We start from the raw sequence: 22,847 nt of genomic DNA, 5'->3' as shown, positions 1-22,847 counted from the left end.
GTGCGGCTGCCGACGTCAGCGGGCCGCCGCGGGAACCTGCAGCACCACCGGTACTTCCTCGCCCGGCCGGACGACGACGGTCTCGTTGTGGCGCTGTACGGTCTTGTCGTCGGCGTACGTGCTCCCGGTGACGGTGAACGTGAGGGGTGCCTTCCCCGCACGCAGGGTCGCCAGCGGGGCGTCGACCTCGTCCAGCCAGCGGATCAGCTTCGTGCCCAGGTCCGTGACGACCGTCGGCTGTTCGGTGGCCAGGTCATGGGCCTCACCGATGTCGTTCGCCAGGTCGTACAGCTCCCAGGAGCGGTCCTCGTAGGAGTAGACGAGCTTCCACTTGCCGGAACGGATCACCGACTGCGGACGCTGGTCGCGGCCGCCTTCGATCAGGTAGCCGGGCAGATGCCAGTACAGCGCGTCACGCTCCAGCGGGGCCGAGCCGTTGAGCCGTCCCCTCAGGTCGGCGCCGTCGAGCTGTCCGCGGTCGGCCGCCGGAACCCCCGCGAGCGCGGCGATCGTCGCCGTGTGGTCGGCGACGTACACGGGGGTGTGGTCGACCCGGTCTCCGCGTACCAGCTGGGGGTTGGTGCTCCAGGCGATCTGCGGGACCCGGATGCCGCCCTCCCGCAGCTCGCCCTTCTGGCCGCGCAGCGGCCCGTTGTCGGTGAACCGTTCCACACCGCCGTTGTCCCCGCTGAAGAGCAGGACGGTGTTGTCGGCGAGGACGTGTCCCGGATTGCGCGGGTCGGAGGTGGTCCGCAGCCGGTCGACGAGGCGGGCCACGTTCTGATCCAGCCCCTCGATCAGCGCCCCGTACGACGGGTTCGAGGTGCTGTGGCCCGGTGCCTTCGCACGGTACTTGGCCAGCAGGTCGGCACGGGCCTGCTTCTCGCCGACCGGGGTGTGGACGGCATAGGAACCGACGAACGCGAAGAACGGGTCCTTCTTGTTGCGGTCGATGAAGCCCAGCTCGGCGTCGGCCAGCGCGTCGGTGACGTGCTTGTCCGTGCCGACCAGCGCGTCCAGGGCGGCGGAGCTCACACCCTGGCTGTACGGCCTGATGTTCCGGTCGACGTACTCCTGTGTGTAGTCGGCGGCATAGGCGTCCAGCGCGGGGCCGATCTTGGCGTGGAAGTGTCCGTCCACGGCGTGATAGGCGCCGGGGTCGCCCGCGTTGGTCCCGCCGAAGTTCTCGTCGAAGCCGTGCTGCGTCACGATGTCCGCACCCGACCGGCTGACGTGGAACTTGCCGAAGTACCCGGTGTGGTAGCCGACGTCCTGCAGGCGTTCGCCGATGGTACGTGCGTCGTCCGGCAGGGCGGTCGCTCCGTCCGCGCGCCCCTGGACGGGCCCCTTCAACAGGGTGTCGTCGCCGCCCCGGTTGAGATCGCCGACCAGATAGATGTTGTTCTGGGGCCTCGGGGCGTACAGGCCGGTGAGCAGCGCGGCACGGGTCGGTGTGCAGTTCACCGAGGTGTAGCCGTTGTCGAAGGCGACCCCCTCGCGCGCGATCCGGTCCAGGGTGGGCGTCTCGTAGTAATCACTGGGGTGGCCGGCGTTGGTCCGGCCCGTGCTGACGTCCGTCCAGCCGAAGTCGTCGGCCAGGACGTACACGATGTTCGGCGCGGGCGTGGCCGCTGCGCCGGTCCTCGGCTGTGGGTGGGCCGGTGTGGCGGAGGCAGGGGCGCCGAGGGTGGGCAGGGTGAGTATCAGCGGAAGGCTGAGCAGACCGATCAGCCGCGCATTTTTCCTGGGCATGACATCTCTCCTCGAAGGGGCCGGTACGGGACGGTGAGGGGGCGGAGCGTGGGGCGGACGTGCTGTCACGCGGCGTCGTTGGCGCAGCGGAAGCCGACGTTCGCAGCCGCCGACCGGGCGGTGTTGCCCGACCGGGCGGCGACCCGGTAGCGGTAGCAGTACGAGTCATGACAGAGGAAGGAGCCGCCCCGCATGACCCGGCGGGCGTCCGGGTCCGGGTCGTGCGAGGGCCCGCGCGGGTCGTGTACGGGCAGGTCGCCGGCGCGAGCGGCGTACGCGTCGGCGGCGAAGGTGTCCGCACACCACTCCCAGACGTTGCCGGCCATGTTCCACAGGCCGTAGCCGTTGGGCCGGTACGACTTCGCGGGAGCGGTGTTCTCGTGCCCGTCCTCGGCGGTGTTCCGGGTCGGGAAGGTGCCCTGCCAGATGTTGCAGTTCCACCTTCCGCGCGGCTTGAGCTCGTCGCCCCAGGGGAAACGCCGGCCCGCCAGGCCGCCGCGTGCCGCGAACTCCCACTCGGCCTCGGTGGGCAGGCGTTTGCCCGCCCAGGCGCAGTAGGCCTGTGCGTCGTTCCAGCTCACCTGGACCACCGGGTGGTTCCGCAGTGCACCGACCGACGAGAGCGGTCCGGCCGGGTGGCGCCACGATGCGCCTCGTACCACGAGCCACCAGGGTGTTCCGGCCGCCTCCCCGACGATGTCGGAGGGCTCCGCCCGCACGGCCAGGTGGAACACGGCGGACACGCCGAGCTGTTCGGCCTCGGTCTCGTAGCCGGTGTCCTTGACGAACCTGGCGAAGGCGGCGTTGGTCACCGTGGTGACGTCCATCAGGTACGGGTCGAGCCGGACCGGGTGCACCGGGCCCTCGCCATCGGCCGCGTATCCCTCACCGAACCCGTCGCCCATGGCGAACGTTGCTCCGGGCAGGGGGACTTGGCCCCGGGTTTCGCGCCTCTGCGGAGTGGGGCGGTACGGGCCGTGCGGTCCGATGGTGAGCAGGGCGGGGGATCCGGACGCATGGCAGACGTCACGGCTCCCGGAGGCCGGGGTGCAGCAGGACATCGCTGGGCTCCTGTCAGGGCTGGTGGAGGTGCGTATCCGCGCGCGGAGGCAGGGCTGGGAGCCGCACGGCGCACAGCCGGAGATCACCGAGGGGCGTCGGATCACCGAGGGGCGTCAGCGCGGACGCGGCAGAAGACCGTGCGCGAGGGGCGGCGCGGAGGCCGGGGACGTGACGTCACGCGTTCCGCGGAACGCGCGGACTCGGGCGGGCAGCTCAGGAACGGCCCCGTCGGATCGGGGCGGCAGCTGCGAAGGGGGGAGTGCTCAGCGACAGAACTGGTCGAAGTGGTCGACGCGACGGCTGGGCCAGAACGCGTCCAGCAGTACCGTGCGGGCTGAACGGGCACTCCACATAGGAGAGATGACACCACGGAGCGGCCGGACGTTCAATGCCGCGTCCGGCTGATGAGATCGCCCCGTGCCGTCGACGGGCGGGCGTCGCACGGGGTGAAGTCGGCCGGGATGCTGTGATCCGCGCTCACAGCATCCCGGCGACGTGCTACACGGGCAGCCGCTCCAGCAGCCCCGCGAAGTCGGTGTCCGGGGCCAGGGTGCCGAAGGCGAGCCCCCGGTCCCCGGCCAGCCGCGAGGCGCAGAACGCGTCGGCGACCGCCGTCGGCGCGTGCCGGACGAGCAGCGAGCCCTGGAGGACCAGCGCCGCGCGCTCGATGAGCCGCCGGGCCCGCAGCGGGGCGTCCTCGGTGAGGACCAGCTCGCCGCGCAAGTCCCGCCAGGCCGCGTCCAGCCGGCGGTCCGCCCCCGAGGCGGCCTCGACCTCGGCGCGGAAGGCGTCCAGGGACTCCGGCTCCCGGGCCAGCGCGCGCAGCAGGTCGAGGGCGTTCACATTGCCCGAGCCCTCCCAGATGCCGTTGAGCGGGGCCTCCCGGTACATGCGCGGCATGCCCGAGTCCTCGACGTAGCCGTTGCCGCCGAGGCATTCCAGCGCCTCCGCGACCGCGACCGGCTGCCGCTTGCACACCCAGTACTTGGACACCGCCGTGGCCAGCCGCAGGAACGCGCGCTCCCGCGCGTCGCCGCGCTGGGCGCGGTCGGCGGCCCCGGCGAGCCGCAGCCCTAGCGTGGTCGCCGCCTCGGACTCGACCGCGAGGTCGCCGATCACATTGCGCATCAGCGGCTGGTCGATCAGCTTGGCGCCGAAGACCGAGCGGTGGCGCACATGGTGGGCGGCCTGGGCGAGCGCGGCGCGGATGCCGGCCGCCGAACCGATGACGCAGTCCAGGCGGGTCATCGTCACCATGTCGATGATGGTGCGCACGCCCTTGCCCTCCGGGCCGACGAGCCAGGCGACCGTGTCGTCGAACTCGGGCTCGCTGCTGGCGTTCGACCGGTTGCCGAGCTTGTCCTTGAGCCGCTGGACGCGGAAGGTGTTGCGGCTGCCGTCCGGCAGGACGCGCGGCACGAGGAAGCAGGAGAGGCCGCCCGGCGTCTGGGCGAGAACCAGGAAGAGGTCGTTCATCGGGGCGCTGGTGAACCACTTGTGCCCGCGCAGCCGCCAGGTCCCGTCGCCCGCCTCGGTGGCCGTGGTGGTGTTGGCGCGCACATCGGTGCCGCCCTGCTTCTCCGTCATGCCCATCCCGGCGAGCAGCCCCGGCTTCTCGGCGGGGGTGCGCAGCCCGGCCTCGTACACCCGGCCGGTCAGCAGCGGTTCGTACGTCTTCGCCAGGTCGGGGGCGTGCCGCAGCGCCGGGACGACGGCGTACGTCATGGAGACCGGGCACAGGTGGCCCGCCTCCAGCGTCGACATCACCATGAAGCCGGCCGCGCGGGCCACATGGGCGCCGGGGCGCTCGTCGGCCCAGGCGGCGCCGGCCAGGCCCGCGCCCACCGAGGCGTTCATCAGGTGGTGGTAGGCGGGGTGGAAGTCCACCTCGTCCACGCGGTGGCCGTACCGGTCGTGGGTGCGCAGCACGGGCTCGTTGACGTTGGCCTGCTCGGCCCACTCCTGGGCCTGCGCGCTGCCGACGTAACGGCCGAGCCGGTGCAGCTCCTCGGTGTGCCACTCGGCGCCCTCGCGGCGCAGGCCCTCCAGGAGCACCGCGTCGTCGGCCGCGTCGTACCCGGTCAGTGGCGGTGCCTGGTTGGTCACTTCGTGGGTCGCGGCGGCGGGGGTGCTGCGCGGGGCGACGGTTTCGGGCACGGGATCCTCCTGGTGGAAGGGGTGTCAGGGCCGCTGTGCGGGCGGGGCGCCCGCACAGCGCAGGGCCATGGCGACGAGTTCGGTGAGCAGCGCCTCGGTGGTCTCCCCGTCGCCGGCGCCGAGCGGATCGACCAGGACCTCGCCGACCGCGCCGGTGAGCGCGGCGGCGGTGATCTCGCCGTTCTGCGCGGGCAGCAGGCCCTCCTCGATGCCCTCGTGGACGACCTCGGCGAACAGGGCGCGGTAGCGGCGGCGGTAGTCGAGGCGTTCGGCGCCGACCGCCGGATCGGCCGGGGCGGCGAGCAGCGCATAGGCCAGGCCCCGGTTCTCCAGGGCGCGGCGGGCGAAGACCTCGACGCCCCGCGCCAGCCGCTCGACCGGGGTCCCGGGCTCGCGCAGCACCGTGCCGAGGACATCGACCTCTCGCCCGGCGGCGCGCCGGAACACCTCGACGGCCAGCGCCGCCTTGGACGAGAAGTGCTGGTAGACCGAGCCGGCCGCGATGCCGGCCGAGTCGGCGACGGCGGTGACCGACGCCTGCGACCAGCCGACCTCCGTGACCACCGAGGTCGCGGCGGCGATCAGATGCTCCCTGGCTGCTTCGAGCCGACTGATTTCGGCTGGGGTCTTGCGGTAGGCCATGAAAGAAGTGAACCATCATTCAGAGTTTCCCGCCATGGTCCGTTCGCACGGTCATGCTCGTCAGGAGAACGTGATGCACCTCAGTACCCTGCTGGACAGCGCCGTCCGCTCGGCCGGCGACCACGAAGCGGTCGTCTACCGTGGGCGGCGGTGGTCCTACCGGGAATTCGCCGACGCGGCCCGTCGTGCCGCGACCGTGCTGCGGGAGGCCGGGCTGCGCCCCGGCGACCGGCTGGCCGTGATGACGTACAACACCCCGGCCTTCCTGTTCGCCGCGTTCGGCGCCTGGTACGCGGGCGCCACCCTGGTCCCGGTCAACCACAAGCTCCAGACCGCCGAGGTGGCACGCCAGCTGGCCCATTGCGGGGCCAGGATCGCCGTGGTCGACGCGGAGATCGGCGAGCGCGCCACCGCCGCCGACGCCGGGACGACCTGGCTGGTCAGCCACCCCGACGCCGAGCCGGACACCCTGCCCGCCGACGCGTTCGAGGCCCGGATCGCGGCCGCCGAGCCGTTCGCCGGGGAGCCGGGCACGGACGGCGACATCGCGCAGATCCTGTACACCTCGGGCACCTCCGGCACTCCCAAGGGCTGCGTCCACACCCACCGGACCATCACCCTGACGGCCGCCTACACCGCCGCCGCCATCCCGCTGCGCCGCGACGAACGGTTCCTGATCTGCATGCCCGTCTGGCACGCTTCCCCGCTCAACAACTGGGTGATGGGCACGCTGCTGACCCGAGGCACGGTGGTCCTCCAGCGCGCGTACGAGCCCCGGGGCATGCTGGAGACCATCCAGCGCGAACGGGTCACCGCGATGTTCGGCGCCCCGATCGCCCTCATCGCGCCGACGCGGACGGTCGCCGACTTCGCCTCGTACGACCTCTCGTCCGTGCGGGCCTGGATCTACGGCGCGGGACCGCTCGACGCGGACACCGCGCGCCGTCTCATGAAGGCGTACGGCTCCGAGAACTTCCACCAGGTGTACGGGATGAGCGAGATGGGCCCCGTCGGCGCCGCCCTCTCGCCCGCCGAGCACGTCACCAAGGCCGGCGCGATCGGCCGGGGCGGCATGCCCGGGGTCGAGCTGCGGGTGGTGCGCCAGGACGGCTCGGACGCGGGGGCGGGGGAGACCGGCGAGATCCGGCTGCGCTCCGACACCCGCATGGTGGGCTACCTGGACGACGGGAAGGCCACCGCCGAGGTGTTCGCGGGCGACTGGTACCGCAGCGGTGACCTGGGCCGGGTGGACGAGGACGGGTTCGTCACGGTCGTGGACCGGATGAAGGACGTGATCATCACCGGCGGCGAGAACGTCGCCTCGCAGGAGGTGGAGGGCGCCCTGCGCGGCCACCCCGACATTCTGGACGTCGCCGTCGTCGGCCGGCCGCACCCGCAGTGGGGCGAGACCGTGGTCGCCGTCGTCGTCCCGCGCGAGGGCGCCGCGCTCGACCTGGACGGCGTCCGCACCTGGCTGGAGCCCCGGATCGCCCGTTACAAGGTGCCCCGCGAGCTCGTCCTGCGCGCCGGACTGCCCCGCACGCCGTCCGGGAAGGTCACCAAGCACGTGCTGCGCGACGAGCTGGCGCGGTGAGCCGGGGTCCTCACCCCTGCGGGAGGGGGTGGACCCGGCCCGCGTAGGGTCGGGGCATGGCCGACGAAGAGGTGCCCAGGACCCGGCGGGGCCCCGGCAGACCCCGCGAGGAGCGCGTCACCCGGGCCGTGCTCGACGCCGTCGTGGAGCTGGTGACGGAGCACGGCATGGGCGCGCTGACCATGGACGCGGTGGCGGCCCGGGCCGGCGTCAGCAAACCTGCCATGTACCGGCGTTGGGCCACCAAGCAGGATCTGGTCCTGGCCGCCGCCGAGTCCCGGATCGGGCCGCTCACCGTCCCCGACACGGGCGACTTCCGGGCCGAGCTGCGCGCCGTGCTGACGGCGCGCATGGAGGCGTACCGGCAGCCGGGCGTCTCGCGGCTGCTCGCCGGGGTGATCGGCTCCGCCTCGGAGGCAGGCGCCGAGCCGGGCGCGTACCGCGACTACACGGCCCGCGTGATGAGCGAGACCCGCCACCTCCTGGAGCGCGGTGTGGCACGTGGCGACGTCCGGGCCGATGTCGACATCGCCGCCGCCGCGACGCTCGTCGCCGCCTCGCTGGTCTTCCGCATGGTCGGCGAACAGCGCCTGCCGGACCAGCGGTTGGTCGATTCCGTGGTGGACCTGATCAGCCGCGCGGTCGCCGCCCCCGCGTAACGCCCTTCGCCCGTGACGCGGCCCGCCGCCGGGCGCTCCGGCATGCCCCGAACCGGGGCGGACCGTCACAGAACCCACCCCGGGACCGTCACCGAATCCGCCGGTAAATCAACCCGCCCCACCCCTTGCCCCGTCACGCGCCTATATCGATACTGCTCGTTACGTAATTAGCGCACCGCCGGGAGGAACACCCATGCAGACCGCTGTGACGAACCCGAAGCCGGTCCTGGACAAGCCGCTCATGCACTACGGGAGCCGGACCCTCGAACGGCTCGCGCCCGGCGCCGAGCCGGTCACCTACCGGCAGGTCGGGATCAGCCCGCTCACCCCGCACTTCGGCGCCGTGCTCGACGGAGTCGACCTGACCCGCCCGATCACCGAGGAACTCGCCGAGGAGCTGCGCCAGGCGCTGCTGGAGTGGAAGGTGATCTTCTTCCGCAAGCAGACCGGCTTCACCGCCGACCACCAGCTCGCCCTGTCCGGTGTCTGGGGTCCTCCGGAGCCCAACCCGTTCTTCCCGAAGACCGGCACGGCCGGTGTCTCGCGCCTCGCCAAGGACGCCAAGGCCGCCGGCAACAAGAACATCTGGCACAGCGACCACTCGTTCATGGTCAACCCGGCGTTCGGCTCCGTCCTGCGCGCCGTCGAGGTGCCCGCGGCGGGCGGCGACACGATGTGGGCGGACATGGCCGCCGCCTACGACAATCTGCCCGAGGACCTGAAGGCCCGCATCGCCGAACTCACCGCCGTGCACGACTGGGCCCCCAGCTGGGGCGCCCTCATGAACGACGAGCAGAAGACGGAGTTCCGTAAGTCCTGGCCCCAGGTCGAGCACCCCGTCGTCGTCCGCCACCCGCGCAGTGGCCGCCGGACGCTCTACGTCAACGAGCCCTTCACCACCCGCATCAACGGCCTGTCCGACGCGGAGAGCCGCGAACTGCTCGACATCCTGGTCCTCCAGGCCCGCATCCCCGAGTACCAGGTCCGCTTCCACTGGGAGGCCGACTCGATCGCCATCTGGGACAACATCGCCACCCAGCACTACGCGATCAACGACTACTTCCCGCAGCGCCGGATCATGGAGCGCATCGCCATCGCCGGCGTGCCGCTCTCCTGACCCCTCAGCCCCTCTTCCCGGGAGATCCCATGACCGCGGCACCGATCGAACGGCCCCAGCACCCCACCGAAACGGTGGCACCCGCCGGCACCCGCACCCGGGCCTGGACGGTGACCGTGCTCCTCGTGGTCTTCATGATGGTCAACTTCGCCGACAAGTCCGTCCTCGGCCTGGCCGCCGACGAGATCCGCGCGGACCTGCACCTGAGTGCCACTCAGTTCGGCCTCGTCAACGGCGCGTTCTTCCTGCTCTTCTCCGTCGCCGCCGTCCTGGTCGGCCTCGCCGCCGACCGGGTCTCGCCGAAGGTCCTGCTGCTCCTCATGGCGCTGCTCTGGTCCGTGGCCCAGGTGCCCGCGGCGGTCGGCGGCGGCCTCGCCGTCCTCGTCGCCTCCCGGGTCTTCCTCGGCGCGGCGGAGGGCCCGGCCTTCCCGGTGGCGCAGCAGGCCACCCTCGCCTGGTTCCCGAACGACCGGCGCAACCTGCCGGGCGCCCTCATCACCCTCGGCGTCACGCTCGGCGTGATCACCTCCGCGCCCGGCCTGTCCTGGGTCATCCAGCACCACGGCTGGCGCACGGCGCTGTGGGTCCTGGCGGGCGTGGGCCTCGTCTGGGCCGCCGTCTGGAAGGTGTTCGGCGCGGACGGCGGACACCGCGTGGAGACCGCCCCTGCGCCGGTACGCGGGGGAGCGCCCGCCACCCCGGTCCCGTACCGCGCGATCCTCACCAGCCGCACCTGGATCGGCGCCACCTTCGCCTACTTCACCAGCTACTGGACCGTCGCCCTGATGCTGGTCTGGCTGCCGTCCTACCTCCGCAACGCCCTCGGCTACACGGCCGGCGAAGCGGGCACCGTCGTCGTCGCCCCCTGGACCATCGGCGCCGTCGTGCTGCTCGCCCAGGCCGGTGTCACCGGACGGCTGATGCGGCGCGGCGTCGGCAGCCGCCGGGCCCGGGGCTGGGTCGGCGGCACACTGCTCGCACTCGGCGCCCTGTGCTGCCTGGCCGTCCCGCTCGCGGGCGGTGCCACGGCCAAGACGGTGCTGATCGCCCTCGGCTTCGGGCTCGGCGGTTCGTACGCGGCCGTCGCGGCGACCACCGTCAGCGAACTGGCCCCGCCGACCAGGGCGGGCGGCGCGCTGGGCGTCATGAACGCCCTGGTCACCATGGCCGGACTGGCCGCCCCGGCCGTCGTGGGCGCCCTCGTCGACGCCCAGGGGACCGGCGGCTACCAGCACGCCGTCGTGCTCTCCGGTCTTCTCCTCGTGCTGGGGGCTGCGGCATCCTTCTGGCTCATCGACCCGGCCCGCGACGCGGCCCGCCCGACCCCCTGACCCTCCCCCCCACCGGACCCACCCAAGGAGCCCGCCCGTGAGCGCCGCCCCCGCACTCGACTCCAGCTCGCTCGACCTCGCCGTCGCCGGACTCCGCGACCGGGCCGGTGCCTGGACCGCCACCCCGCTCCCCGAACGCGTCGCCCTCCTGGAGCGCATGCTCCCGCGCATCGCCGAGACCGCGCCCGCCATGGTCGCCGACGCCGCCGCCGCGAAGGGGTACGCCGCCGACTCGGCCTGGGCCGCCGAGGACTGGGTCACCGCCCCCTGGGCCCTGGCCCAGACGGTGAGCGCCTACCTCCACGTGCTGCGCAGGCTGGCCGCCGGACAGGACCCGGTCGACCGCACGGCCGTCCGCGAACGCGGGGGGCGGGTCCTGGTCGACGTCTTCCCCGCCACCGGATCGGACCGCCTCCTGCTCAACGGGTTCACCGCCGAGGTGTGGACCCTCCCCGGGACCACCCGCACGCAGGCGCTGGCGGACGCGGCGGGGGAGTACCGGGGCCGCCAGGGCCGCCCGGCCGTCGCCCTGGTCCTGGGCGCGGGCAACGTCCCCGCCATCACCCCGCTGGACATCCTGCACAAGCTGTACGCGGAGGGCGAGGTCGTCCTCGCCAAGATGAACCCCGTCAACGCCTACCTGCGCCCGCACTTCGAGCAGGTCTTCGCCGAGTTCATCGAGAAGGGCTGGGTGCGCTTCGTGGACGGCGGTGCCGAGACCGGCGCCTACCTCACCACCCACGACGGCGTCGACACCATCCACGTCACCGGCAGCGAACGCACCCACGACGCGATCGTCTGGGGCACCGACGAGCAGTCCGAGCGGCGCAGGAGCGAGGACACCCCGCTCAACGACAAGCCGTTCACCAGCGAACTCGGCGGCGTCAGCCCCTGCGTCGTCACCCCGGGACCGTGGAGCGCGGCGGACTTCCGCTTCCAGGCCGAGCACATCGTCACCAGCAAGATGAACAACTCCGGCCACAACTGCGTCGCCAGCCAGATTCTCGTCGTCCCCCGCGAGTGGGACGGCACCGAACGCCTGCTCGCCGAGATCCGCCGGGTGCTGCGCGAACTGCCGCCCCGCGCCGACTACTACCCCGGCGCCGCCGACCGCCTCGACGCGGTCGTCCGCGCCCATCCGGACGCCGAGACCCACGGCGACGGCGCCTGCCGCCTCCTGGTCCCGGACATCACGGACGAGGGCGACCCGATGCTCGACATCGAGGTGTTCGCCAGTGCCCTCGGAGTCGTACGGCTGCCCGGCACCGACGCCCCGGAATTCCTGCGCGCGGCAACGGAGTTCGCCAACGACCGGCTCCCCGGCACCCTCGGTGCGACCCTGCTGGTCCACCCCCGCACCGAACGCGCCCACCGCCACGCGGTCGAGGAGGCCGTCGCCGGTCTCCGCTACGGCACCCTCGGCGTCAACTGCTGGTCGGCGTTCGGCTTCCTGCTCGGCTACACCCCCTGGGGCGCCTTCCCCGGGCACAGCCGCCAGGACATCGGCAGCGGTGTCGGCTTCGTGCACAACGCGTTCATGCTGGAGCACGTCGAGAAGACCGTCGTCCGCGCCCCCTTCGCGCCCGCCCCACGTGGCCTGTTCACCGGCTCGCCGTCACTGTCCCTGCGGCCGCCGTACTACGTCACCAACCGCACCGGCCGCACGACCATGGAACGGCTCACGGCCTACACCACCGACCCGAAGGCGACCCGGCTCCCGGGGATCTTCGCCTCCGCGCTCCTGGGCTGAGAAGGCCCGCACGGGCGTCGGGCGGCCCCAGGCAGCCCGACGCTCCATGGGCGCGCGTCCGGAGAGTCCCGTCCGGCCCGCGACGCCTGGCATCCGCCGGGCGTACGACGGGACTCTCCGGAAGCGCCCATGTCGGATTTCCGCCAGCCTCCGGCCCCACCGGTGGCCCATCCTTGAACCATGCACACCGACACCGAGCGCTGCGTCCGGGCGGTCCGATCCAAGGACGCCCGCTTCGACGGCTGGTTCTTCACCGCCGTCCTGACCACCCGGATCTACTGCCGCCCGAGCTGCCCCGTCGTGCCGCCCAAGGCCGAGAACATGACGTTCTACCCCAGCGCGGCCGCCTGCCAGCAGGCCGGATTCCGGGCCTGCAAGCGGTGCCGTCCCGACACCAGCCCCGGATCCCCCGAGTGGAATGCCCGCGCCGACTCGGTGGCCCGCGCGATCCGGCTCATCCGCGACGGCGTCGTCGACCGCGAAGGGGTCCCGGGCCTCGCCGCCCGCCTCGGCTACTCGTCCCGCCAGATCGAACGCCAGCTGCTCGCCGAGCTGGGCGCCGGACCGCTCGCCCTGGCCCGCGCCCAGCGAGCCCAGACCGCCCGCGTGCTCATCGAGACCACCGCGCTACCCATGGCCGAGATCGCCTTCGCCGCCGGGTTCTCCTCGGTGCGCACCTTCAACGACACCGTCCGCGAGGTCTTCGCCCTCGCCCCCGGCGAACTGCGCACCCGGGCCGCCCGCACCGCACCCGCGCCCGCCGCCCCCGGCGTCATCTCGCTGCGCCTGCCGTACCGCGCCCCGCTCAACCCCAGCAACCTCTTCGGCCACCTCGCGGCGACCGCCGTCCCCGGCGTCGAGGAGTGGCGCGACGGCGCGTACCGCCGCACCCTCGCCCTGCCGCACGGCCACGGCATCGTCGCCCTCACCCCGCGCCCCGACCACATCGCCTGCCGGCTCTCCCTCACCGACCCGCGCGACCTGACCCTCGCCATCAGCCGCTGCCGCTGGCTCCTCGACCTGGACGCCGACCCGGTCGCCGTGGACGAGCAACTGCGCACCGACCCGCTGCTCGCCCCGCTGGTCGACCAGGCACCGGGCCGCCGGGTGCCGAGGACCGTCGACGGGGCCGAGTTCGCCGTCCGCGCCGTGCTGGGCCAGCAGGTGTCCACCGCCGCGGCCCGCACCCACGCCGCCCGCCTGGTCACCGCCCACGGCACCCCGGTGGACGACCCCGAGGGCGGGCTCACCCATCTCTTCCCGGACCCGGAGGCGCTGGCCGGGCTCGACCCCGAGCAGCTGGCCCTCCCGCGCAGCCGCCGCCGCACGCTCACCACCCTCGTCCAGGCCCTCGCGGACGGGTCGCTGCGCCTCGGCCCCGACTCCGACTGGGACCGGGCCCGCGCCGAACTGGCCGCGCTGCCCGGCTTCGGCCCCTGGACCGTCGAGGTCATCGCGATGCGCGCCCTCGGCGACCCGGACGCCTTCCTCCCGACCGACCTCGGCATCCGCAGGTCCGCCCAGCAGCTGGGCCTGCCCGCCACCCCGGCCGCGCTCACCGCCCGCGCGGCCGGCTGGCGCCCCTGGCGGGCGTACGCCGTCCAGTACCTCTGGACCGTCGACGACCACCCGATCAACCACCTCCCGGACGCGGAAGGAAGTGCCCCGTGACCCGGCAGCACACCGTCACCGACAGCCCCTACGGCCCGCTCACCCTCGTCGCCACCGACGGGGTCCTGGCCGGCCTCTACATGACCGGCCAGCGCCACCGGCCCCCCGAGGAGACCTTCGGCGTGCCCGATCCGCGCCCCTTCGCCGAGGCGATCCACCAGCTCGACGCCTACTTCTCCGGCGAACTGCGCGACTTCGAACTGCCGTTGCACCTGGACGGCACCCCGTTCCAGCGCAGCGTCTGGGAGCAGCTGCGGCTCATCCCGTACGGCGAGACCCGCTCGTACGGCGAACTCGCCGAGAACCTGGGCAAGCGCGGAGCCTCCCGGGCAGTGGGCCTGGCCAACGGGAAGAACCCGGTCGGCATCATCGTGCCCTGCCACCGGGTGATCGGAGCCTCCGGCGGCCTCACGGGCTACGGGGGCGGGCTGGACCGCAAACAGCGGCTGCTGGCGTTCGAGAACGGTACGGAGGCGAGCACCCCGGCGCTGTTCTGAGCCGCGTACGGCGAAGGGCCCCGCACACGCTCGTGCGGGGCCCTTCGCCGTAGGGCATGCACATGGCTCAGCCGGTGAAGATCTCCGTCACCGTCCAGATCGCCAGGCCCAGCATGCACAGCCCGCCGATCCGCTGCACGGTCTTCAGCGGTACGCGCTTCGCGATGAACCGGCCCGCCAGCAGCGCCAGCGCCGACACGGACATCAGGGCGGCGGCGGAGCCGATCGCGGTGGACCAGGTGCCGTTGCTCGCCGCCAGGTTGGCGGTCGTGATCTGCGTGAGGTCGCCCCACTCGCTGATGAACACCGCCATGAAGGCCGTCGAGTACACCGGCCAGAACCCGGTCACCGTCTTCGGGCCCTCGTCGTCGTCCTCGTCACCGCCGCCCCCGCGCAGCAGCATGAACGCGCCGAACGCGAAGAGCGAGGCGGAGACCAGCTTGACGATCCAGTCGGGCAGCAGGCCGAGCAGCCCGCCCGCACCCACCGCGATGGCGACGTGCACGATGAACGCGGACGAGGTGCCGAACCAGACGTAGAGCGGGCGCATGCGCGTGCCCATGGCGAGCGACGCGAACATCGTCTTGTCCGGGAGTTCGGCGAGGAAGATCAGCCCGAAAGCGGTGATGATCGCCAGGGGGTCGAGATGCATTCCGGGTGGCTTTCTGTACGAGCCGGGCCCCGGATCTCCGCGAAGTGCCGGTCGGCGTTTCGGAGGACCACTCGGCCCGGCATGACGGCACCGCCCACAGGGCGTGGGCGTGTCATACCTGACCGAAGGTCTCGCCCACCCGTGAGGATCCACGAGCCCGGCCACCGGGAACCGCGAGGTTCCAGTGTGTCGACGACCGGTTTGCGGGGCTACTCCCCTTCGCAGCCGTCCACACTACCTCACCCGATCGGCCGCCGCGCGATCAGGAACGCCTGCGGGGTGCGCTCCTGCGGATCCGCCGCCCGTGTGAGGCGCGCCCGCACCTCGAACCCGGCCTCCTCCAGCAGCCCGGCCACCCGGTCCGGGTCGAAGCGGTAGACGTCCAGGTCCACGGCGTGCCCGTACGCGTGCTCAAGCCGCACCCCGTCGTCCGTGCCCGCCTTGAACGCGAGGAGCAGATGGCCGCCGGGCGCCAGGACCCGGTGGAACTCGGCCACGTACGGCCCCAGCTCCCGCGGCGGCGTATGCACGAGCGAGTACCAGGCGACGGCCCCGCCCAACGAGCCCTCGGGCAGGTCCAGCGCGCTCATCGTGCCCACCTCGAACCGCAGGTCCGGATGGCGCCGCCGGGCCTCGGCGACCATGCCGGGCGACAGGTCCACCCCGCAGGCGTCGAGGCCGAGATCCCGCAGATGCGCGGTGACCCGCCCCGGCCCGCAGCCGAGATCGGCGACCGGCCCGCCGCCGGCCGCCCCCACATACGCGGCGAAGGCGCCGAGCATCGCCCGGTCCAGGTGCTTCGCCGCCAGCTCGTCCGCGAGAAGCGCGGCGTAGTCGGCGGCGACGGTGTCGTACGAGGCCCGGGTGGCGGGAAGAGTCATGTCCGGGACCGTATCGGGACGCGGTGCTACCTTCGCGCCATGGCGAAGGTAGCGATCAGCCTCGATGCGGAACTCGTGGTCGAAGTGATGGTGCTGGCGGGGGTCGGCAATCCGCAGGACGCCGTCGAACTCGTCGTACGCGACTACATCGCGCGCGGCCACCGCACCGAAGCCCGCGTCGCGGCCCGTGAGGAGACCGCGCGCGACGACGAGACCAGGCCGCCGGAGATCCAGGGCTGACCGGCCGGGTCGCCTCAGCCGACCGGGCGGCCGTCCTCCAGCTCCACCGCGCCCGTGCCGGACTCCAGCGCCTCCAGCGCCGTGTGCACCCGCCCGGCGCGCGCACCCTTCAGGTGCCGGTCGATCTCCGCCGGCTCGACCAGCTTCCATGACAGCAGCTCCGACTCCTGGAGCCGGATCGCCTTCAGCTGCCCCTCGTCCAGGACCCCGCCGTCGTACACGTACGCGACGATCGGCGGCCGGTCGCTGCCGCGCGCCCAGTCCACGACGAGGAGCCGGCCCGGCTCGATGTCCAGCCCGATCTCCTCCAGCGACTCACGGCGCGCACCCTCGCGCGGCCCCTCCCCGTCCGCCGACTCGACCGTCCCGCCGGGCAGCGCCCACCCCTCCCGGTAGTTCGGCTCCACCAGCAGCACCCGGCCGCCCGCGTCCCTGAAGACGCAGGCGGCGCCGACGAGGACCTTGGGGAGCCCGGCGATATACGTGGCGTAGTCAGTAGTGGTCATACGGTCAGCGTACGGCCACTTTGATCGATCAGACCATGGGCAGGGAGGGGGTGCGCCGGATAGGGTCGGGGCGGCGCGACTGCCTGTTCGAATGCAAAGGAATCATGGTGACGGACGGAGCAGTGATGGAGACCGCACGCGTGCTCGTCGCGGCGGACAAGTTCAAGGGCTCGCTCACGGCCGTGCAGGTCGCGGAGCGGGTGACGGCCGGGCTGCGGCGCGTCGTCCCGGACGTACGGGTGGAGACCCTGCCGGTCGCCGACGGCGGCGACGGCACGGTGGCGGCGGCGGTGGCCGCCGGCTTCGAGCGCCGCGAGGCGCGGGTGACCGGGCCCCTGGGCGACCCCGTCACCGCCGCCTACGCGGTGCGGGGAACCACCGCGGTGGTCGAGATGGCCGAGGCGTCCGGCCTCCAGCACCTGCCGGACGGCGTCTTCGCGCCGCTCACGGCCACCACGTACGGCTCCGGGGAGCTGCTGCGCGCCGCGGTCGACGCGGGGGCCCGGACCATCGTGTTCGGCGTCGGCGGCAGCGCCACCACGGACGGCGGCGCGGGCATGCTCGCCGCGCTCGGCGCGCGCTTCCTCGACGCGGACGGCAAGCCGGTCGGGCCGGGGGGCGGCGGTCTCGCGGACCTCGCCGAGGCGGACCTGTCCGGGCTCGACCCCCGGTTCGCGGACATCGACCTGATCCTCGCCAGCGACGTCGACAACCCGCTGACCGGCCCGAAGGGCGCGCCGGAGGTCTACGGCCGGCAGAAGGGCGCGACCGAGGCGGACATCGCGACCCTCGACGCGGCCCTCGCGCACTACGCCTCGCTCCTCGGCCCCGAGCAGGCCGGGCTCCCCGGCGCCGGGGCGGCCGGGGGCATCGGCTACGGCGCGCTCGTCGCCCTCGGCGCGCGCTTCCGCCCCGGCATCGAGGTCATGCTCGACGTCCTCGGCTTCGCGCCCGCGCTGGACCGGGCGACGTTCGTCATCACCGGCGAGGGCTCTCTGGACGCCCAGACCCTCCACGGCAAGGCCCCGGCGGGCGTCGCGGCTGCGGCGCGGGCCGCGGGGGTCGACGTGGTGGCGGTGTGCGGGCGCCTGGCGCTGCCGCCGGAGGCGCTGGAGGGGGCGGGGATCCGGCGGGCGTACGCGCTGCTGGATCTGGAGCCGGATCCGGCGGTGTGCATGGCGCAGGCGGGGCCGTTGCTTGAGCGGGTCGCGGAGTCGATCGCGCACGACTCTCTGGCCTGAGCCGGGGGCTACGCACCGGACCCCCGCTCCGCAATCGCCGGAGGGGCTGAAAGTGCGGCGGCGCGAAATCCAGCCTCGCCGGCGTCTGAGGCACGGGGTCTGAGGCGGAGCCCCGGTTCCGGGGGGGCGGGTAGGGGACAGGGCCCGCCGCAGGCGACCCGCGCTGTGCGCCCGCACAACCCCACCCCCGCCCCGCCGGGGCACCCGCACCGCATCCCCCCACCCCCGTGGACGCCCCCCTCCTCCCCCTGCTGACCTGTGGCAACACAGGAACCGCGGAAGGAGGAGGACACCCCCATGCCCACGCTGGAGATCCGCGCGCTCACCGCCGCCTACGGCTCCGTACGCTCACTGCGCGGCATCGACCTCGACGTCCCGGTCGGCACGATCACCGCCGTACTCGGCGGCAACGGCGCAGGCAAGACCACCCTGCTGCGGGCCGTCTCGCGGACCCTCGGCTTCCACGGCGGCACCGCCACCGGCACCGTCCGGTTCGACGGGCGCCCCGTGGACGGGCTCCGGCCCGACCGGGTGGTCGCCGCCGGGATCGTCCAGGTGCCCGAGGGCCGCCAGGTGTTCGCCCGTATGACCGTGGCGGACAACCTGCGCGCCGGAGCCCTCGGCGCGCCCGGCGGCCGCAGGGCGACGGCCCGGGCGCTGGACCGCGTGCACGAGCTGTTCCCCGTCCTCGCCCGCCGCGCCCACCAGAGCGCCGGGCTGCTGTCCGGCGGCGAGCAGCAGATGCTGGCCATGGGCCGCGCCCTGATGGCCCGCCCCCGGCTGCTCCTCCTGGACGAACCCTCGCTCGGCCTCGCGCCCCTGATGGCGCAGCGCATCGCCGACACGGTGCGCGAGATCAACGCCTCCGGCACCTCCGTCCTGCTCGTGGAGCAGAACGCCTCCATCGCCCTGCGCCTCGCCACCACGGCCTACGTCCTGGAGGTCGGCGAGGTCACCCTGCACGGGCCCGCCGACGAGCTGGCCGCCTCCGACGAGGTGCGCCGCCGCTATCTGGGCCTCGTGGACGAGGCGGCCGCCGCCGACGCGGACCGGGCGGCGGACACCCCCGTACGCACCCTGCGCAGGTGGTCCGCGTGACCACCCCCGCGCAGCTCACCGTCAGCGACGTCACCGTCCGCTTCGCCGGGCTCACCGCCCTCGACGGCGTCTCGTTCACCGTCGAGCCGGGCAGCGTGCATGCCGTCATCGGGCCCAACGGCGCCGGCAAGTCGACCACCTTCAACGTGCTTTCCGGGGTCTGCCGGGCGGCCTCCGGCAGCGTCCGGCTCGGCGGGACCGAACTGACCGGGCTCGCCCCGCACCGCATCGCCGCGCTCGGGGTGGCCCGGACCTTCCAGAACCTCGCTTTGCCCCCGTACGCCACGGTCGCCGACACCCTCATGCTCGGCCGGCACCGGCTCACCCGGGCGGGGTTCCTGGCTGCCGGGCTGCGGCTGCCGTCCGCCGCCCGGGAGGCCCGCGCGCACCGCGAACGGGTCCGCGAGATCGCCGAATTCATCGGCCTGGAGAGGGAGCTGGACCGGTCGGCGAGCGCACTGCCGTACGGGCAGCAGAAGCTGGTCGAGCTCGGCCGGGCGCTGTGCGCGGAGCCGCAGGTGCTGCTCCTGGACGAACCCGTCGCGGGCATGACCGCCGACGAGCGCCGGCGCACGGCCGAGGTCGTGGCCGGGGTCCGCGACGGCCTCGGCATCTCGATCGTGCTGGTCGAGCACGACATGGCGGTGGTGATGCGGCTCGCGGACGCCGTGACCGTACTCGACTTCGGCCGCCGGATCGCCGACGGCACCCCCGCCGAGGTCCAGAACGATCCCGCCGTCGTCCAGGCATATCTGGGAGCACCGCAATGACCACCTTCGTCGAACTTCTCCTCGGCGGCCTGTCCATGGGCTCGGTCTACGCCCTGATCGCGCTCGGCTTCGTCGTCATCTTCAAGGCCACCGAGGTCGTCAACTTCGCCCATGCGTCGCTGCTGCTGGCGGGCGGTTACGTCACCGCCGTGCTCCACGACGACATCGGCTTCTGGCCCGCCCTCGCGACCGGCGTCGCGGGCGCGGCCGTCGTCGGCGCGGCCGTCGACTTCCTGGTGATGCGCCGCTACCGGGGGAGCGACCACAGCGTCCTCGCCATCGTCACCATCGGCGTCGACATCCTCCTGACCACCGAACTCACCCGGCGCATGGGCACGGAGGTGCTCGCGCTCGGCGACCCCTGGGGCAACCGGGTCCTCACCGTCGGCGGGATCACACTCGCCCAGACCCGGGTCGCCGCGTTCGTCGCCGCCGCCCTCCTCATCACCGTCTTCCTGCTCGCCTTCCGCTTCACCTCCTGGGGCGTCTCGATGCGCGCCGCCGCCGAGAACCCGCGGACGGCCGCGCTGATGGGCATCAGACTCGGCCGCGTCTCGCTCGCCGCCTGGGCGGTCGCCGGGGCGCTCGCCGCCGTCGCCGCGCTGTTCCTCACCGTCTTCCCGACGCCCGGCCTGGAACGGGCGACCTCGCTCGCCGCGCTCAAGGCGTTCCCCGCCGCCATCCTCGGCGGCCTCGACTCCACGACCGGGGCCCTCGCCGGCGGCCTCATCGTCGGAGTCACCGAATCGCTCGCCACCGGCTACCAGAGCGATCTGTCGTTCCTCGGCCGGGGCATCGGCGACCTGGCCCCCTATCTGGTGATGGTGATCGTGCTGCTCGTACGCCCCGCCGGACTCCTCGGCACGAAGGAGCCGGCCCGTGTCTGAGACCGCCACCCCGTTCGCGTACACCGTCACCGCGCGGCTGCGCCGTCCCCGTACCTGGGCCTGGGCGGCGGGATCGGTGCTGCTGCTCGCCCTCCCCTTCTACCTGGACCGCTTCTGGCTCCAGGCCGGGCTGTTCGCGATGGCCGCGGCGATCGGCGCGATCGGGCTCAACCTGCTGACCGGGGCGACCGGGCAGCTGTCCATGGGCCACGCCTTCTTCCTCGCCGTGGGCGCGTACGGCTACTGCGTGCTGGCGGGGGAGGGCGGTACGGAGAACGGGCACACGCTGTCCGGGCTCGGCCTGCCCAGCTGGCTCGCCGCCCTGCTCGCCGTCCTCCTCGCCGGGGCCGCCGGGGGGCTGTTCAGCCCGATCGCGGGGCGGCTGCGCGGCGCCTATCTCGGCATCGCCACCCTGGCACTGATCTTCATCGGCCAGCACGTGCTGTTCAACGCCTCGTCCCTCACCGGCGGTTACAACGGCCGCCCGGTGCCGCCGCTGTCGCTCTTCGGCCTCACCTTCGACGACACCGGGACGGTGGTGGCCGCGGTCCCGTTCCAGTCCTCCGAGAAGCTCTGGTACGTGGCGCTGGTCGCCCTGTTCCTCAGCGGCCTGTTCGCGCGCGGGGTGCTGCGCGGACGGCCCGGCCGGGCGCTGAACGCCCTCCGCGACCACCGCATCGCGGCCGGTGTGATGGGCGTCCCGGTGGCCCGCTACCGGGCCGGGGTCTTCGTCCTGTCCTCCATGTACGCCGGACTGGCCGGGGTGCTCCTGGCCCTGGTCTTCCAGCGGACGGTGCCCGAGTACTTCGGCATGGTCCTGTCCCTCGAATACCTCGCCATGATCGTGATCGGCGGGCTCGGCACCGTCGCGGGGGCGGTCGTCGGCGCGGCCTTCGTCTCGCTGCTGCCCCAGCTCCTCACCCACTACAGCGACGCCCTGCCGCTGGTCGCGGCCCCCGGCACGGGCGGCCTGGCACCGGGCGAGGCATCGCGCTACCTGTACGGCGCCGCGGTCGTCGCGGCGGTCCTGTTCCTGCCCGGCGGCCTGACACGCCCGAGGAAGAACCCAGGGGAGAAGAAATGAAACTGCGTGTGCTCGGGGCCGTGTGCGCGGCCCTCGCCCTCACCCTCACGGGATGCAGCGAGAAGGCCAAGTCCTCCGACGGGGGAGAGGGATCCAGGGGCGGGGTGAAGACCGGCAAGGGCGTCACCGACTCGGTGATCGCACTCGGCGCGCTCACCGACATGACCGGCGTCTACGCCTCGCTCGGCAAGAGCGTCACCCAGGCCCAGCGGCTCTGGGTGAAGCGGACCAACGCCGAGGGCGGCATCTGCGACCGCAGGATCGAGCTGACCGTGCGCGACCACGGCTACGACCCGCAGAAGGCGGTCGCCGGATACACCGAGCTGGAACCGAAGGTCCTGGGCTTCGTCCAGTTCATCGGCTCGCCGTTCGTCGGGGCGGTGGAACAGCGCATCGACGGCCTGGACAAGGGACTCGTCCTGCCGCAGGCGTGGTCCGCGAATCTGCTCGGCAGCAAGTACGTACGCATCATCGGTGCCACGTACGACGTCGAGACGATCAACGCCATCGACTACCTGCTCGCGGAGAAGCGCATCGCGAAGGGCGACAAGGTCGGCCATGTGTACTTCGAGGGCGACTACGGCGAGAACGCGCTCGCCGGTTCCACGTACGCGGCGAAGCAGGCGGGCCTCACCGTGGTCCAGCAGATGATCAAGCCCTCCGACGACGACATGACCGCCCAGGTCGCCGCCCTGAAGCAAGCCGGCGTCAAGGCCGTCGTCATCAGCGCGGGCCCCCGCCAGGCGGCCTCGTTCGTCGGGGTCGCCGCCGCCACCGGCCTCAAGGTCCCGGTCATCGGCAACAACTCCGCCTACGCGCCGCAGCTGCTCAAGACCCAGGCGGGCCCGGCCCTGATGCGGGACTACTACGTCGCCGCGTCCACCCTGCCCATCGGCGACCCGGGTGCCGGACCGGCGAAACTGGCGAAGGAGTACGCCGCCGCCTACCCCGAGGACGGGCTCGACAACGGCGTCATCGCCGGCTACACGGCCGCCGACCTGTACGGCGAGGCCCTGAAGAAGGCGTGCGCCGCCAAGGACCTCACCCGCGAGGGCGTCGACAAGGCGCTGCTGACCATCTCCGGCTTCGGCACCGACTTCGGGGTCTCGCACGACTTCACCGACCCTGCGGCGCCCTCCACCAGGGAGAGCGTGATCATGAAGCCGGACGACGGGATCCCCGGCGGCCTGAAGGTGGTCAGGCCGGCCGAGGCCGCGGCGGCCGCCAAGAGCTACACCTTCAAGTAACGCTCCCCG

General features: G+C 73.1%; 21 protein-coding genes. 14 read left to right on the top strand and 7 right to left on the bottom strand.

The features are described from left to right. Positions 1–15 precede the first annotated feature (15 nt). The 4 genes from ACFZAT_RS10140 to ACFZAT_RS10125 all read right to left on the bottom strand — a co-directional run bounded on the left by ACFZAT_RS10140 (position 16) and on the right by ACFZAT_RS10125 (position 5,613). On the bottom strand, positions 16–1,752 hold the full coding sequence (locus tag ACFZAT_RS10140; protein ID WP_391262600.1) for a sulfatase-like hydrolase/transferase: 1,737 nt from the start codon (positions 1,750–1,752) through the stop codon (positions 16–18). A gap of 65 nt (positions 1,753–1,817) precedes the next feature. Beyond that, entirely contained in the window at positions 1,818–2,813 is a 996-nt protein-coding gene (locus ACFZAT_RS10135; protein ID WP_391262598.1) for an SUMF1/EgtB/PvdO family nonheme iron enzyme, read from the bottom strand. Positions 2,814–3,312: 499 nt separating this feature from the next. Then, entirely contained in the window at positions 3,313–4,971 is a 1,659-nt protein-coding gene (locus ACFZAT_RS10130; protein WP_391262596.1) for an acyl-CoA dehydrogenase family protein, read from the bottom strand. Positions 4,972–4,995: 24 nt separating this feature from the next. Next, positions 4,996–5,613 (bottom strand): TetR family transcriptional regulator, encoded by a 618-nt coding sequence (locus ACFZAT_RS10125; protein ID WP_391262594.1) that lies wholly within the window; start codon positions 5,611–5,613, stop codon positions 4,996–4,998. Positions 5,614–5,686: 73 nt separating this feature from the next. Here ACFZAT_RS10125 and ACFZAT_RS10120 point away from each other — a divergent pair, with 73 nt between their 5' ends. From ACFZAT_RS10120 to ACFZAT_RS10090, 7 genes are all read left to right on the top strand, one after another. Further along, the gene (locus ACFZAT_RS10120; RefSeq protein ID WP_391262592.1) at positions 5,687–7,207 is read left to right on the top strand and encodes an AMP-binding protein; all 1,521 of its coding nucleotides are present in this window, start codon (positions 5,687–5,689) and stop codon (positions 7,205–7,207) included. Positions 7,208–7,263: 56 nt separating this feature from the next. After that, on the top strand, positions 7,264–7,866 hold the full coding sequence (locus ACFZAT_RS10115) for a TetR/AcrR family transcriptional regulator C-terminal ligand-binding domain-containing protein (protein WP_391262591.1): 603 nt from the start codon (positions 7,264–7,266) through the stop codon (positions 7,864–7,866). 193 nt (positions 7,867–8,059) lie between these two features. Then, positions 8,060–8,983 (top strand): TauD/TfdA family dioxygenase, encoded by a 924-nt coding sequence (locus ACFZAT_RS10110; protein WP_391262589.1) that lies wholly within the window; start codon positions 8,060–8,062, stop codon positions 8,981–8,983. 29 nt (positions 8,984–9,012) lie between these two features. Beyond that, positions 9,013–10,314, top strand: coding sequence for an MFS transporter (locus ACFZAT_RS10105; protein ID WP_391262587.1), 1,302 nt, complete (start codon positions 9,013–9,015; stop codon positions 10,312–10,314). 37 nt (positions 10,315–10,351) lie between these two features. Continuing rightward, entirely contained in the window at positions 10,352–12,064 is a 1,713-nt protein-coding gene (locus ACFZAT_RS10100) for an aldehyde dehydrogenase family protein (RefSeq protein WP_391262586.1), read from the top strand. A 180-nt stretch (positions 12,065–12,244) separates the two neighbouring features. Beyond that, positions 12,245–13,735 (top strand): AlkA N-terminal domain-containing protein, encoded by a 1,491-nt coding sequence (locus tag ACFZAT_RS10095; protein ID WP_391262585.1) that lies wholly within the window; start codon positions 12,245–12,247, stop codon positions 13,733–13,735. Next, entirely contained in the window at positions 13,732–14,232 is a 501-nt protein-coding gene (locus ACFZAT_RS10090) for a methylated-DNA--[protein]-cysteine S-methyltransferase (protein WP_391262584.1), read from the top strand. Before ACFZAT_RS10095 ends, ACFZAT_RS10090 begins: the two co-directional genes overlap by 4 nt. A gap of 67 nt (positions 14,233–14,299) precedes the next feature. Here ACFZAT_RS10090 and ACFZAT_RS10085 read toward each other — a convergent pair whose 3' ends face one another. Both ACFZAT_RS10085 and ACFZAT_RS10080 read right to left on the bottom strand, forming a co-directional pair. Continuing rightward, entirely contained in the window at positions 14,300–14,884 is a 585-nt protein-coding gene (locus tag ACFZAT_RS10085; protein ID WP_161210183.1) for a TMEM165/GDT1 family protein, read from the bottom strand. Positions 14,885–15,123: 239 nt separating this feature from the next. Next, complete coding sequence (locus ACFZAT_RS10080; protein ID WP_391262582.1) at positions 15,124–15,765, bottom strand: methyltransferase domain-containing protein; 642 nt, start codon at positions 15,763–15,765, stop codon at positions 15,124–15,126. A 39-nt stretch (positions 15,766–15,804) separates the two neighbouring features. On the opposite strand from ACFZAT_RS10080, the gene ACFZAT_RS10075 reads away from it, so the two are divergent. Continuing rightward, entirely contained in the window at positions 15,805–16,005 is a 201-nt protein-coding gene (locus tag ACFZAT_RS10075) for a DUF2191 domain-containing protein (RefSeq protein WP_391262581.1), read from the top strand. 14 nt (positions 16,006–16,019) lie between these two features. On the opposite strand, the gene ACFZAT_RS10070 is transcribed toward ACFZAT_RS10075, so the two are convergent. Beyond that, positions 16,020–16,511 (bottom strand): NUDIX domain-containing protein, encoded by a 492-nt coding sequence (locus ACFZAT_RS10070; RefSeq protein ID WP_391262579.1) that lies wholly within the window; start codon positions 16,509–16,511, stop codon positions 16,020–16,022. Positions 16,512–16,636: 125 nt separating this feature from the next. Between ACFZAT_RS10070 and ACFZAT_RS10065 the strand changes: the two genes are divergently transcribed. The 6 genes from ACFZAT_RS10065 (at position 16,637) to ACFZAT_RS10040 (ending at position 22,838) form a co-directional block, all read left to right on the top strand. Next, positions 16,637–17,752 (top strand): glycerate kinase, encoded by a 1,116-nt coding sequence (locus ACFZAT_RS10065; RefSeq protein ID WP_391262577.1) that lies wholly within the window; start codon positions 16,637–16,639, stop codon positions 17,750–17,752. 297 nt (positions 17,753–18,049) lie between these two features. After that, positions 18,050–18,850 (top strand): ATP-binding cassette domain-containing protein, encoded by an 801-nt coding sequence (locus ACFZAT_RS10060; protein WP_391262575.1) that lies wholly within the window; start codon positions 18,050–18,052, stop codon positions 18,848–18,850. After that, complete coding sequence (locus ACFZAT_RS10055) at positions 18,838–19,620, top strand: ATP-binding cassette domain-containing protein (protein ID WP_391262573.1); 783 nt, start codon at positions 18,838–18,840, stop codon at positions 19,618–19,620. Before ACFZAT_RS10060 ends, ACFZAT_RS10055 begins: the two co-directional genes overlap by 13 nt. After that, positions 19,617–20,507 (top strand): branched-chain amino acid ABC transporter permease, encoded by an 891-nt coding sequence (locus ACFZAT_RS10050; RefSeq protein ID WP_391262571.1) that lies wholly within the window; start codon positions 19,617–19,619, stop codon positions 20,505–20,507. Before ACFZAT_RS10055 ends, ACFZAT_RS10050 begins: the two co-directional genes overlap by 4 nt. Further along, positions 20,500–21,591: a branched-chain amino acid ABC transporter permease gene (locus ACFZAT_RS10045; RefSeq protein ID WP_391262569.1), complete on the top strand. Its 1,092-nt coding sequence runs from the start codon at positions 20,500–20,502 to the stop codon at positions 21,589–21,591. Before ACFZAT_RS10050 ends, ACFZAT_RS10045 begins: the two co-directional genes overlap by 8 nt. Next, on the top strand, positions 21,588–22,838 hold the full coding sequence (locus ACFZAT_RS10040) for an ABC transporter substrate-binding protein (RefSeq protein ID WP_391262567.1): 1,251 nt from the start codon (positions 21,588–21,590) through the stop codon (positions 22,836–22,838). Before ACFZAT_RS10045 ends, ACFZAT_RS10040 begins: the two co-directional genes overlap by 4 nt. Positions 22,839–22,847 lie beyond the last annotated feature (9 nt).

This window comes from Streptomyces sp. NPDC008163 (assembly GCF_042956885.1).
In the GTDB taxonomy this organism is placed as follows: Bacteria; Actinomycetota; Actinomycetes; order Streptomycetales; family Streptomycetaceae; genus Streptomyces; species Streptomyces drozdowiczii_A.
Note: the sequence above shows the minus strand (reverse complement) of the source record. Positions and strands in the feature narration are given on the sequence as shown.